At 40.5% G+C, this 11,549-nt stretch carries 13 protein-coding genes and 1 other annotated feature; of the genes, 4 read left to right on the top strand and 9 right to left on the bottom strand.

Going from position 1 to position 11,549, the window contains the following annotated elements:
* Nucleotides 1–293: 293 nt before the first annotated feature.
* The gene (hmpA, locus tag C9J34_RS04140) at nt 294–1,436 is read left to right on the top strand and encodes an NO-inducible flavohemoprotein (protein ID WP_107838599.1); all 1,143 of its coding nucleotides are present in this window, start codon (nt 294–296) and stop codon (nt 1,434–1,436) included.
* Nucleotides 1,437–1,475: 39 nt separating this feature from the next.
* Here the strand turns inward: hmpA and C9J34_RS04135 are convergent, their stop codons facing one another.
* Both C9J34_RS04135 and C9J34_RS04130 read right to left on the bottom strand, forming a co-directional pair.
* The gene (locus C9J34_RS04135) at nt 1,476–1,928 is read right to left on the bottom strand and encodes a hypothetical protein (RefSeq protein ID WP_107838598.1); all 453 of its coding nucleotides are present in this window, start codon (nt 1,926–1,928) and stop codon (nt 1,476–1,478) included.
* 13 nt (nt 1,929–1,941) lie between these two features.
* Nucleotides 1,942–2,883 carry an MBL fold metallo-hydrolase gene (locus C9J34_RS04130; protein WP_107838597.1) on the bottom strand — a complete coding sequence of 314 codons (942 nt, stop codon included), beginning with the start codon at nt 2,881–2,883 and terminating at the stop codon, nt 1,942–1,944.
* Nucleotides 2,884–3,000: 117 nt separating this feature from the next.
* Nucleotides 3,001–3,215: a binding site (T-box leader), on the top strand.
* Nucleotides 3,216–3,271: 56 nt separating this feature from the next.
* Here C9J34_RS04130 and proC point away from each other — a divergent pair.
* The 3 genes from proC to C9J34_RS04115 are packed head-to-tail and all read left to right on the top strand — an operon-like array spanning nt 3,272 to nt 5,982.
* Nucleotides 3,272–4,078 carry a pyrroline-5-carboxylate reductase gene (gene proC / locus C9J34_RS04125; RefSeq protein ID WP_107838596.1) on the top strand — a complete coding sequence of 269 codons (807 nt, stop codon included), beginning with the start codon at nt 3,272–3,274 and terminating at the stop codon, nt 4,076–4,078.
* A 12-nt stretch (nt 4,079–4,090) separates the two neighbouring features.
* Nucleotides 4,091–5,104, top strand: coding sequence for an NADPH dehydrogenase NamA (namA, locus tag C9J34_RS04120; RefSeq protein WP_107838595.1), 1,014 nt, complete (start codon nt 4,091–4,093; stop codon nt 5,102–5,104).
* Nucleotides 5,105–5,127: 23 nt separating this feature from the next.
* Entirely contained in the window at nt 5,128–5,982 is an 855-nt protein-coding gene (locus tag C9J34_RS04115; RefSeq protein WP_193768883.1) for a transglutaminase domain-containing protein, read from the top strand.
* 16 nt (nt 5,983–5,998) lie between these two features.
* On the opposite strand, the gene C9J34_RS04110 is transcribed toward C9J34_RS04115, so the two are convergent.
* From C9J34_RS04110 to C9J34_RS04080, 7 genes are all read right to left on the bottom strand, one after another.
* Entirely contained in the window at nt 5,999–6,484 is a 486-nt protein-coding gene (locus C9J34_RS04110) for a GNAT family N-acetyltransferase (RefSeq protein WP_107838593.1), read from the bottom strand.
* A gap of 2 nt (nt 6,485–6,486) precedes the next feature.
* Nucleotides 6,487–6,717 (bottom strand): acyl-phosphate glycerol 3-phosphate acyltransferase, encoded by a 231-nt coding sequence (locus C9J34_RS04105; protein ID WP_107838592.1) that lies wholly within the window; start codon nt 6,715–6,717, stop codon nt 6,487–6,489.
* A 46-nt stretch (nt 6,718–6,763) separates the two neighbouring features.
* Complete coding sequence (locus C9J34_RS04100; protein WP_107838591.1) at nt 6,764–7,534, bottom strand: hypothetical protein; 771 nt, start codon at nt 7,532–7,534, stop codon at nt 6,764–6,766.
* A gap of 20 nt (nt 7,535–7,554) precedes the next feature.
* A complete protein-coding gene (gene rnz / locus C9J34_RS04095) occupies nt 7,555–8,496 on the bottom strand; it encodes a ribonuclease Z (RefSeq protein ID WP_107838590.1) in 942 nt (313 codons plus the stop codon).
* Between the two features lie 12 nt (nt 8,497–8,508).
* Nucleotides 8,509–9,744: a DNA polymerase IV gene (locus C9J34_RS04090; RefSeq protein ID WP_107838589.1), complete on the bottom strand. Its 1,236-nt coding sequence runs from the start codon at nt 9,742–9,744 to the stop codon at nt 8,509–8,511.
* 142 nt (nt 9,745–9,886) lie between these two features.
* A complete protein-coding gene (locus tag C9J34_RS04085; protein WP_107838588.1) occupies nt 9,887–10,840 on the bottom strand; it encodes a DUF4003 family protein in 954 nt (317 codons plus the stop codon).
* Nucleotides 10,841–10,890: 50 nt separating this feature from the next.
* The gene (locus C9J34_RS04080) at nt 10,891–11,403 is read right to left on the bottom strand and encodes a cupin domain-containing protein (RefSeq protein WP_202973677.1); all 513 of its coding nucleotides are present in this window, start codon (nt 11,401–11,403) and stop codon (nt 10,891–10,893) included.
* Nucleotides 11,404–11,549 lie beyond the last annotated feature (146 nt).

Below are 11,549 nucleotides of genomic sequence, written 5' to 3'. Positions count from 1 at the left end.
TTCACATCCTGTGAAAACGCTTGTGTGACCAACATCATGTTGGCCTCAATCGGGCTTTTACGGACAGTTATCGCCCACCTACCCTTTTTATTTTTCTCAAGTCTTGAGGTGGATATCTTGTATCTGACGCTACGCTTTCGATACATAAAACATTACTGTCCGTTAATGCGGGATAAAAGATGTATTTTAAATACTACATTTGTGTCCATTTTGTTAAAGATGTATTTTTAATATTGCTTTAAAATCACTTTGAGCTTATAGTTGGCTTATCAAAAGAAAAGGACGTGACTTATATGTTACAACAACAAACAATTGATACAATTAAAGCAACGGTTCCTGCACTTCAGGAGTACGGTGTGACAATTACAAAAACGTTCTATAAAAATATGTTCCGTGACAATCCACAATTATTAAATATTTTTAACCATTCAAATCAAGAGCAAGGCCGTCAACAAACAGCTTTAGCAAATACAGTTTTAGCAGCAGCAATGTATATCGATAACTTACAAGCCATCGTACCAACAGTCATGCAAATTGCACATAAGCACCGCAGCTTAGGTGTTTTACCAGAACATTACCCAATCGTAGGTGAAAATTTACTAAAAGCGATTAAAGAAGTATTAGGTGATGCAGCAACAGATGAAATTATTGATGCATGGGCACAAGCTTACGGTGTCATCGCAGATATTTTCATTCAAGTAGAAGAGGATTTATTTAAAGAAGCAGAACAAGATGGTGGTTGGCGTTTATTCAAACCATTCAACATTGTGCGCACAGAAAAAGAAAGCGATTTAGTTACTTCTTTCTATTTAGCACCAGTTGATGGCCAGCCTTTGCCAGCATATAAAGCAGGTCAATATATTACAGTACGCATGTCGATTCCAGGTGAAAAATATTTAATGAATCGCCAATATACTGTGTCTGAAGCGAACAATCAAAACGAATACCGCATTTCTGTAAAACATGAAAATGATCCAAAAGGTATCGTGTCCAACTATTTACACACTGGCTATGAGCAAGGCACAGAAATCGATGTCAGTGCACCAGCTGGTGTGTTCACACTAGATAATAGTGATGCACCTGTATTATTCGTAAGTGGCGGTATCGGTGTAACGCCATTAAACAGCATGCTACAAACAATCGAAGAACGTGAAGTAACATTCCTACAATGTGCACGCAACAAAGAGGTAGCAGCATTTACAGAAACAATTTCTGCAAAGGTAGATGAAATTGGTGGTACGTACAAAGCAATGTTCTCTGATGAAGAAGGTTTTGTGACGAAAGACCAACTTGAAAACTTATTAAAAGATGATAGCAAAGTATACTTATGTGGACCAGCACCATTTATGCAACACGTTATCAGCCTTTTACGTGACTTAAAAGTACCAGAAGAAAACGTCAACTACGAATTCTTCGGTCCTGCAATGGCGGTTTAATCCACCGAAAAAAGCACAGAATGCGCTCTGTGCTTTTTCTTATTGATAGGTAATCATATCTTTTAAAAAGATATTTTCACTATACGTTTCATCATTTTGCTTCCATTGCACATGAATATGTGCGTCTCCAAACAGCTCTTGTAAATCGCTTTCACTTAATCCTTTTGCGTAAACAATAATCTCTGTATGATATTCAACCGTATCCTCTGTCAAATTATCACGAACACTACCTGTCCAATAGTGCTCTTTCAATACGCCTTTCCAATCTTGAAACATCGTAATTTCTCGCTCAATATTTTTGCTATTTTTCATTGTAAAGTTGAATGCGAGCTTTTTGAAATCATCCTTTGTCGCATCGCCTACTTCCCCGACTGTATTAAATTGCTCCTCCGTCAAATCGGTAATGATAATTTCAGCAGCTAACTCCGGTTCTTTATTTGTACATGCAACGAGGAGTAAACAAACGCTGAATAACAATAAAGTTTTCTTCATCGTGAGCCCCCTTTTATGCCTGTCTATAAATCTCCACTCCATTTTGCATTTCACTACGTGCATAGCCTTCTTCAACTAAATAATCAAGCTGCCCCAATGTTTCCGATAAAGTTAGCCCAGGTTGCTTGGCATATGTTTTGCCAAATAAGGCTTTCGTTAAATCGTATACATTATGATGTTCCGCCATTAGCTGTAAAACATACATCGCGCGCTCATGCTGTCTTGCCAGACGCGCTGTAACAAGGGAATTGATTTCTGTGACCGCTTCACCATGCCCCGTGTACAATGTTGCGATATTCATTTGCTGCAATTTTTTCAACGAGGCATTATATTGAAGAAGTGATTTAGGTCTATCTCCTTGTAAATCCACTGGTGGCTCAACTAGTGGGTTGCTCGCTACCTTTTCTAGCAATAAATCGCCACCAATCGCCTGCCCTGTGTGTTCCTCTACAAACATAAAGTGACTCTGCGCATGCCCTAATGTTTCATGTGCGATTAAATTTGGATGCCCTGGTACTTCATCCCCGTCATTAATAAATTGTGTTAAGGGGCGTGTGCCAAATAACTCAAGCTCCCCTCTTGCATCAAGAATGCGCGCAATATCTTCCTGTGGCACATTTTCCTGCTCTAGTTCTCGGCGATAAAAACTCTCACGATATTGTAAAAAATCTGCTGTTTGACGCATCCAATAATCCACATAGCGATGCCCTAGCACGTCTGCCTTTGGAAACGCATCTACCCACCCTGCGTGATCTGGATGATGATGTGTTAATACCACTTGTTCAATATCTTGCATGTCGTACCCCGCCTCACGTATGCCATGCTGCAATGCCACATACGCCTCTTCCGTTTTCGGACCTGCATCAAATAATGTTAAAGCATCCCCCTTTACTAAAAAGGCATTGACATCACCAATTGCATACGGTGTTGGTAGTACAATTTTATGTATGTTCATTGATAATTCCCCCAAAATGAATGACTATTCATCATATTTTACAACTTTTCTCACAATTCGTCACGTTAAAAGGTTGACATTCCTAACTCCGCCCCATATAATTTGAGTATTCTAAATATTAAGGCGTTAACAAAGCCAAGTAAATAAATAAACGGTGTCTAGAGAGTGTTGCATTTGGTGCAAGCAACATCCCCACTTTATTTATTGAACCTACTTTCGAGCCCGTTATGTAAAGCATAACCGTTGTCCTTTGCGTTAAAAGGCGAAGTGGCACATTTTTTGAATGTGAACTAAGGTGGTACCGCGGAAACTATAGCGTTTTCGTCCTTATATTTTAAGGACGGGAGCGCTTTTTTATTTTGATTCAGCAAATAAGGAGGAGTTTATAATGGAAAAAATCGCATTTATCGGTGCAGGGGCTATGGCGGAAGCTATTATTAAAGGGTGGATTGATAAAGGTTGTGTGGCACAGGAACAAATTTATATTACAAATAAATGTGAGCAAGAGCGTTTAGAGGAGCTTAAGGAAAAATACGGTGTGCACATTTTACCAAATAAAGAAATGCTGAGTGAAGTAGATTGTATTATCCTTGCGACAAAGCCAAAGGATGCAAAAGAAGCGATGGCATCTATTGCCCCATTTTTAAGCTCGCATACAGCCGTCTTTTCAGTATTGGCAGGCATTCCAATTGCGACGATTCGCGAATCTTTAGGGAATCGCCCTATTGCACGCATCATGCCGAATACATCCGCAACAATCGGGATGTCCGCAAGCGGCGTAACATTTAATGCACTTGTTGAGGAAGAGTTACGTGCAAATTGCTTGAAAATGCTTGAGGCGATTGGCACAGTGGTTGAGGTAGAGGAAGAGCAGCTCCATGCAGTTACAGCTTTTTCTGGTAGCGGTCCTGCCTATATTTATTATTTGCTTGAGGCATTTGAGCAAGTGGCTGAGGAAGTTGGCTTACAGCAGGATGTTGTTCGTTCCTTAATGGTACAAACACTTGCAGGAGCAGCCGCAATGATGCAAACTGGTAATGAGGAGCCAGCAGTGCTTCGACATAAAGTAACAAGCCCTGGTGGCACAACAGAAGCGGGCATACGTGCACTTGAACAACATGAGCTAGCAGCAACGATTGCCGCTTGTGTGAAAAGTGCCACGGCACGTTCGAGAGAGTTAGCTAAGGGCATTTAGGAGGTCTTTCTTATGGTCAAACTTTTTGAAAGCTATACAATCAGAGATATCACATTAAAAAACCGTATCGTAATGGCACCAATGTGTACGTATGAAGCAAATGTGGATGGCGAAGTACAGCCATTTCATTTAACACATTACAGCTCACGTGCGGTTGGTGGCGTCGGCTTAATTATTACAGAGGCAACGGCCGTTTTACCTGAAGGACGGATTTCTACGAATGACCTTGGTATTTGGAATCATCATCATATCGAAGGGCAAAGCGCAATTGTTGCACAGGCACATGCATATGGCGCAAAAATTGCCATTCAATTAGCGCATGCTGGTCGCAAATCCACAGTCGGTGGACGCATAGTAGCACCTTCCGCACTTGCCTTTGACGAAAACTATCACACACCTGAAGAAATGACGACTGCAGATATCGAAGCGGTCATACAAGCTTTTGCTGATGCAGCAGCTCGCGCACAGCAAGCCGGTTTTGATGTGTTAGAAATCCATGCGGCACATGGCTATTTAGTGAATACATTTTTATCACCATTAACAAATAAAAGGACAGATAGCTACGGTGGGAGCACAGAAAATCGCTATCGTCTGCTGCGCAATATTATTGATGCAATTCGCGTAAATTGGGATGGTCCATTATTTGTACGTGTGTCCGCACATGACTATACAGAAGACGGCTTAGTACCTGAAGATTTTATTCAATTCGCTCGTTGGATGTCATCACAAGGGGTCGATGTAGTCGATGTATCATCTGGTGCTGTTGTTCCAGCAATCATTAATGCCTACCCTCTTTATCAAGTGCCTTTTGCAAAAACAATTAAAGAAGGAGCAAATGTTGCGGTGGGAGCAGTTGGCTTAATTACAACTGGACACGAAGCGGAGCAAGTATTGCAGGATGGTGGCGCCGATCTAATTATTATTGGACGTGAGTTGCTACGCGATCCCTATTTCCCGTATCGTGCGGCAAAACAGCTTGATGTGCCATTCGAGCCAACTGTTGCGGTTTATAAACGTGGATGGTAAGAAATAGCTGGATGCTGGCAGTGTTGTTGATTCTGACAGGCTGCACTGCCACAACAGAGGTTGAAGAAGCGCTTGTCTCTGAAGAAACAATTGTGGATGAACCGTCACTCGATGAGCTGTTACAAGATAAGCGCTATGTTCGTCAAGTGTACGGTGAGCTTTTCACAGCCAATTCTACCGATGAACTTGAGAACATTTTAGCCAAACAGCTGACACAGTTTGACCAACAAATCGGGCTTGTTTATAAAGGGCAAAACCTTTCACCTAAGGATGTAGAAGCGCTTCTACAAAAGTTAAGAATTAATCATGACATGATTGGTGGCACACTATTTTATTATGAATTTGCAGTTGTTCCTATTGAGCAAGGCGTATTCCTCGATTTATTTTCACGCTTCACGACAAATAAAATCGAAATGGCGAGCATCTTGCCAAAGCGCGATGCCCTTCTCACTTCTTTACAGCTTGAGGGCAAATCAGAGCGGGAAAAGCTGGAAATCATCCATCGCGCTATTATCGAAGGGATGGATTATAATTTCGAGTATGACAATCTTGTAACTGACCACTCGCCAGCAGGATTTTTCCTCTATGGTAGCGGTGTTTGTCAAGCCTATGCGTCCGCCATGCATATGTTATTAGTGGAAGTAGGATTTGAGGCAAAGCTGGTATACGGTGAACTAAAGTCGGCTATTGTCAATGACACGAAACATATTTGGAACTTAGTTAAAGTTGATGGTAAATGGCGTCATGTCGATGCTACCTCCAATGACCGTGGCGCAGGTTTTGATAATCAGGTAAGTAAGGTTTATTTTATGCTGACGGATGAGCAGCTTGAAGCTACGCATATTTGGAATCAGAAAGATTATCCGAAGGCTGATTAATGAAAATAGCCCTGAACTATGATTGTTCAGGGCCATTTTTTATCATCACCATAAATTCAGCAATGTCACTTTTAAATTCAGTTTCAAACACAAAGCCAAGCTTTTCATATAAATGAATGGCCCTTTGATTGAATTTTGCGACGGTTAATCGAATTGGTGTGCCTTCATAATTTTTTTCAATAAATTGCACAATCAATGAGCAAAAGTTCAAGCCATTGCCTTGGCCTGTAAGATGTGGATGCATGCCGAGCCCCATATCGACACAGTTTGCTGTATATGCACCGACATGGTTTCCAGCAGGTACTTGTGCGCCTTGACCAAGGCAAAAAAAGCCGATTACTTGTTGCTTTTCATCAACAATGGCATTGTAGGAGCCATCTAGTAATTCTTGTAGGTCTTCTTCTGTTTGTTCATTGTTGTAAAAGTCGTAAGGCGCTTCATATCGCCAATTTAAAATATCACTTGCTCTTTCCTTGTTCATTTTGTCAATAAACAACTGCATTTTTATAAAACCCCCGCTCGAATGCGCTTAACAATTGAATATGTCGTGTAGCCTGCCATCGGTGCAAGCACACAGGCAATAATGCCCCATGTCATCAACGCTCCTGCCTCACGCAATGCCGTATAATTTGTTGCGATAAAAACGATGATACCAAATAATAATATGTAGCTTAAAACATTTGGAAAAATAACAAGTAAACGTAGTAATGCTGGATTCATTTTTGGTTGGTTCATTTGTTCAACTCCTATTCCTTCTTATTATACCAATCTTTGCTTATTGTTAAAAGCTTAGCTCAATTATTGTATAGCTACTTTCGCTAAAAGCTAAAAACAGCCCCTCGTGAATTCCACGCAAATGTTGAGGGTATTTTCCTATAGTAGAAATTGCGGTTTTCTCCATATCCCATAAATAAATTGTATGCTCTGCACCATACGGAGAAAAGAAATAAACTTTGTTGCTACAGCTTACTAATGCACTGGAACCTGCTACTTCTGTTGGCGCTACTTTACTTTTCATTTCAAATGTATCGAGGTTAAGTTCTGAAAGTTCAAATTCACTATATGTGTAAAATAAAACTTTGTTGCTTCCATGCTTACACATACAATAACAGTCATCAATATGTACACTACTTTCAGAAGAATTCACACCAAAAAGTTGCTTGCCCTCAAAATCAAAAACAGCAAGGCCATCTTGATTTGGTCCATCATTCCCATATACACCTTCATCAAAATAGCCAACGATTATTTTATTTTGATGAATCAACACATCACTGACACCATCGCCAACGAAAAATGATTTTTTGACTTCTCCATCTATTGTAAAAATATACGCATTATTTTCTTGATTCGTTCGGCATTCAACAATTAAAAAATGGCCGTCCCCAAAATTTCGGATGAAAGGACTTTCAAATCTCTTTTCAATAAAGACTTGGTGATTATTCATCACAATTCTTTTCTTATTCGTAATCGCAATAAAAGCGCCTAATCCTCCCGCATCAAGATTTAAAATTTGCTCATTTTGGATATCGATATTAAAATTGTGCTCGTTCATCTGCTCTCCTCATTTCTCACTCATTCCAAATGCTTAAACTCCTTATTTCTCAATTCAAATTGTGCATAATCATTTGCGATATACGTAGATGGAAATACAGCGCGTGCTTGCTGTAACAACTTGGCTATATCATTTGGCAAAAATCGCGCGCTTATATGATTCAATATTAAATTTTTAGCATGTGCCTCTTTTGCAACCGTCGCTGCCTCTACATTTGTCGCATGCCCATAGCTCGCAGCCAAGTGCGCTGTCTCGGCATCAAATGTGGCTTCATGCACAACAATATCTGCCTTTTCTGCTAGGCGAATGGCATTATCACATAGCTTTGTATCACCTAAAATCGTCACAACAAAGCCTTCCTTTACAGGGGCTGTCACATTCGCACTATAAATTGTTTCTCCTGTCTCAAGCACGACATCATGACCCTGCTTTAATTTCCCAAGCAATGGACCTTTAGGCACACCAAGTGCAAGTGCTTTTTCCACTAACAATTCGCCAAGCAATGGCTTTTGCTCGATACGATAGCCGTAGCATGTGATGACATGCGCCAATGGCATTGCTCTCACAACCAATTGCTCGTCCTCAAAAACAATGCCTTCTGTTACTTCTACATAGTCAATTGGATACGTTAAGTGCGTCCCTGTCAGGGCAAGTGTGGCCTCAATCCAACTTTTTAAGCCTGCTGGACCATAAATGGTTAATGTATCCTCTCCCCCTAAAAAAGAGCGAGAGCTAAGAAGCCCTGGTAAGCCAAAGACATGGTCACCATGCAAATGTGTAATAAATATTTTCTCGATTTTACGCGGTTTAATCGACGTGTGAAGGATTTGATGTTGCGTTGCCTCACCGCAATCGAATAGCCATATTGTGCCGCGTTCCTCTAGCAATTTCAAAGCAATTGCGCTCGTGTTGCGCTCCTTTGAAGGCATACCCGCGCCTGTTCCTAAAAAATGCAGTTCCATATAGCGCTCCCCCTATTCTTTCAAATCATCTAAAAAGTCTTTGCTAAAGCTTGTATTCGCTTGATATTTCCCTTGTGTGGGTGCTGCGATGCCACGCTTGATAACCTCTTTGCCAAACTTTCGCTCAAGTTGCTGCATCAGTTCAACAATCGGCTCATCCTTAATTTGTTCCTCATAATCAAATAAACCAAGTTGCTGTGTAATATGTTGTTGGTCTGTCACATTGGATACAGTGACACCAAGCAAGCGAACAGGAGCATCATCCCAATGCTTTGTAAATAAAGACCACGCGATTTCGAAAATTTCGGCTTCACCTACAATCGCGTTTTTTAAGGATTTACTCCTTGTTTGATTATGCCAATCCGCATCACGAATATAAACAGTCACGGTTGTTCCCGCAAGCCGCTTCGCTTTTAAACGCTCTGCTACTTTTGCACTTAATTTTTGGATGATGAGCTGTAACGCTTCATAATCTGTTTCATCGCGTGGCAAAGTGGTAGAATTGCCAACACTTTTTGTATCATAAATTGAATTTGGGTCAACTTCGCGTCGATCCTCTCCATTTGCCTTTTCCTTTAAACGTTCACCATTAATCCCCAGTAATTGGCGAACTTTATGTGACTCTACTTTTGCAAGCTGCTCAATCGTTGTCACACCAATCGTCGCAAGCTTATTTGCTGTTTTTTTCCCGACGCCATGCATTGCAATAACAGGCAATGGCCACAGCTTTTCTGGCACATCACGCTTGCGTAAAACCGTGATACCCATTGGTTTTTTCATGTCAGAAGCTGTTTTGGCTAAAAATTTATTGGGCGCAACACCGAGTGAGCAAGGTAGCTGTAGCTCTGTATATATGCGCTGCTGAATTTCTTCAACAATTTCCATCGCATGACGCTTCGTAGATAATTCACTAATATCCATATAGCTTTCGTCAATAGAAACTGGCTCGACAAGCTCCGTATATTCGCGTAAAAGTTTAAAAAACTGCTTGGAGGCGTGGCGATAGCGCTCAAAATCTGGTGGCAAAATAAGCAGCTCTGGACATAGCTTTTTTGCCTCATACACCGTCATCGTCGTTTTCACTCCAAAGGCGCGTGCCTCATAAGAACATGTAATAATAATACCGCGCCGCTCTTTCGGATTCCCAGCAATCGCAATGGGCTTACCCTTTAAGCTTACGTCAAAAACTTGCTCAACAGAAGCGTAAAAACAATTCATATCAATATGGACAATAACACGACTCGCCATGTGCCACACCTCCCTTTTCTCTATTATACGCAAAAATAAAAAATACGAACAGTTATTCTTAAAAAGAGGTCTATTTGAAATTTATTTTTATAACATAAAACGCAAAGAGCAATCAGAAAAGCGTACTTTTCTGATTGCTTGATTAATCACTACTAGAAGATGTACTCACTGCAACCACCGTAGTCGTTGCCATAATGGCATATTGCATTTGAAGCAACAACTCCATCGAAACGACCGATAATAATTCGTTTGCGTCAAGCGAACGTTTTGGTAAATATTGCTGAACGGCAATGCTGAACGCTTGATTTTTATACCATTTTAAATATTTTTGACTTTCAAACAGCTCATATAGCTCAATCACCTGCTGCAATTGCTCATCGTTAATTTTCGCTAATACTAAAAAACCAAGCTGCACATAAAACGCTGAACGCACTTTAATTTTGGCTTGCTCTAACTGCTGTTTAATCGCGACAATATAAGGTACGATTTGTTCATTATAGTCAATGCTTACCGTTGTTAAAATTTGCGACAATGCTTGTAGCTCATTTCCTTGTGTAAATTTTTCTGCCTTTAACTCATCATAATAACGACGCATTGTTTGAACACGCAACTCAATATCCACATCATCTAATGCAAATAATACTGCAATTGGCACATCATCATAGGAAGTTAAAAATTTATGCTTTTTCCGCATTTCCTGATAAATTAGCTGTGCTCGTTGTGCCTGCTGCTCTTTATTTTCACCCGTTAAAAATAGCGCGGCAATCGTTGTGTACGATATATTCGCGAATTTTACTTTACGCAAAATCTCAGCGTTACTTAATAATTCATGAATCGCTTCTTTTTTATCGCTCTCACCCGCAAGTTGCATCGCATAAACATACTGTATTAAAACATTTGTGCGCAATGTGGAAAAGAAGCCCGTTTCTTGTTTGATTACCGCAATCGCTTCTTGCAATTCATCGATGTTAACCTCTTGCTGCCTCGCTGTATAGTACGATGCCATTAATAAAATGATTGGCTTTCCAACAGCCCATCCTGCAAGCTTTTCAATTTTTTTATAGTTTTGTTCAAATTGTTGAAGTATTTGTTCCATTACAAGCACCTTCCTTTAATTATCTATACGAAAAAAGGTGCTAAAAGGATTCATGTTTTCTGTTCATTTACCGTGCCAAAACGATGTTCTGGTGGGGCGTAAATAGAAAATAACTTCAATGGTCGATGCGCAATATTGACGATATTATGCCATTTTCCTGCTGGTACAAAAATAGCATCACCCGGATTTACAACACGCTCAATCTCTGCACGATCTCTCCGATCCCCTATGCGCACAAAGCCTTGCCCCTCTTCAATATAGAAAAATTGATCTGTTGTTGGATGACGCTCCATGCCGATATCCCCACCAACTGGAATACTCATAACAGTTGTTTGTAAGCGGCTTCCCGTCCAAATCGTTCTACGAAATGCTCGATTGCGCATTGTCACCTGACGTAAATTGGTGACATATGGATGCCTTCCATGATCCCTTAATGACGTACTGTCATCCTGTGGCGGCCAAGGCCACGGAAAATTCGGCAGCATAGGATGTTGCGGTAACATTGGGTGAAACGGTTGTTGCTGCATTGGCGTTTGTGCATAATAATAGCCGTTATAATACATTTTTTTACCCCCTCTAAATAATCTCGGCTAACTCTTTTTTCGAACTTGCTTCTTAAGTAGAAGTTAACCTAAAACCTGTCACATTAACTGATCTGCTTCGTACAGACATTTTCTTCAAAGCCTATAACATCCACCACAGACTTTAG

The organism is Metasolibacillus meyeri (assembly GCF_003049505.1).
In the GTDB taxonomy this organism is placed as follows: domain Bacteria; phylum Bacillota; class Bacilli; order Bacillales_A; family Planococcaceae; genus Metasolibacillus; species Metasolibacillus meyeri.
Note: the sequence above shows the minus strand (reverse complement) of the source record. Positions and strands in the feature narration are given on the sequence as shown.

What these genes read in the sequence shown, in the direction of transcription:
- hmpA (WP_107838599.1), top strand. Translation starts at nt 294, where the DNA reads ATGTTACAACAACAAACAATTGATACAATTAAAGCAACGGTTCCTGCA.
- C9J34_RS04135 (WP_107838598.1), bottom strand. Translation starts at nt 1,928, where the DNA reads ATGAAGAAAACTTTATTGTTATTCAGCGTTTGTTTACTCCTCGTTGCA.
- C9J34_RS04130 (WP_107838597.1), bottom strand. Translation starts at nt 2,883, where the DNA reads ATGAACATACATAAAATTGTACTACCAACACCGTATGCAATTGGTGAT.
- proC (WP_107838596.1), top strand. Translation starts at nt 3,272, where the DNA reads ATGGAAAAAATCGCATTTATCGGTGCAGGGGCTATGGCGGAAGCTATT.
- namA (WP_107838595.1), top strand. Translation starts at nt 4,091, where the DNA reads ATGGTCAAACTTTTTGAAAGCTATACAATCAGAGATATCACATTAAAA.
- C9J34_RS04110 (WP_107838593.1), bottom strand. Translation starts at nt 6,484, where the DNA reads ATGCAGTTGTTTATTGACAAAATGAACAAGGAAAGAGCAAGTGATATT.
- C9J34_RS04105 (WP_107838592.1), bottom strand. Translation starts at nt 6,717, where the DNA reads ATGAACCAACCAAAAATGAATCCAGCATTACTACGTTTACTTGTTATT.
- C9J34_RS04100 (WP_107838591.1), bottom strand. Translation starts at nt 7,534, where the DNA reads ATGAACGAGCACAATTTTAATATCGATATCCAAAATGAGCAAATTTTA.
- rnz (WP_107838590.1), bottom strand. Translation starts at nt 8,496, where the DNA reads ATGGAACTGCATTTTTTAGGAACAGGCGCGGGTATGCCTTCAAAGGAG.
- C9J34_RS04090 (WP_107838589.1), bottom strand. Translation starts at nt 9,744, where the DNA reads ATGGCGAGTCGTGTTATTGTCCATATTGATATGAATTGTTTTTACGCT.
- C9J34_RS04085 (WP_107838588.1), bottom strand. Translation starts at nt 10,840, where the DNA reads ATGGAACAAATACTTCAACAATTTGAACAAAACTATAAAAAAATTGAA.
- C9J34_RS04080 (WP_202973677.1), bottom strand. Translation starts at nt 11,403, where the DNA reads ATGTATTATAACGGCTATTATTATGCACAAACGCCAATGCAGCAACAA.